1 pseudogene is annotated in these 251 nt (G+C 49.4%); it reads left to right on the top strand.

Annotation, left to right across the window (positions count from 1 at the left end):
- Positions 1–124: 124 nt before the first annotated feature.
- Positions 125–251: pseudogene (locus tag M6G53_RS25400) on the top strand (IS3 family transposase); the annotation flags it as partial.

The raw sequence follows: 251 nt of genomic DNA, 5'->3' as shown, positions 1-251 counted from the left end.
AAGGACAAATTAAAAAGTGGCCAACTTAAGAAACAGGCGCAAGCCGAAGTTTCTGAGTAACCACGATCAGGGGTGGGTCCGTTTTACTTTGGCAGGGTGGGTCACAATTCGATCGGTATTGACATATCGCCGCGTGGCCTGTGTTCTGCGTAAGGAAGGGCATCGGTTAAATCATAAAACCGTCCGGAAGCTGATGACGGCGCTGCAGTTGAAGTCACCAGTACGCAGTAAGAAGTACCGGTCTTATAAGG

The organism is Serratia nevei (assembly GCF_024160145.1).
Classification (GTDB): domain Bacteria; phylum Pseudomonadota; class Gammaproteobacteria; order Enterobacterales; family Enterobacteriaceae; genus Serratia; species Serratia nevei_A.
This window is presented reverse-complemented; position numbering and strand designations above follow the sequence as displayed.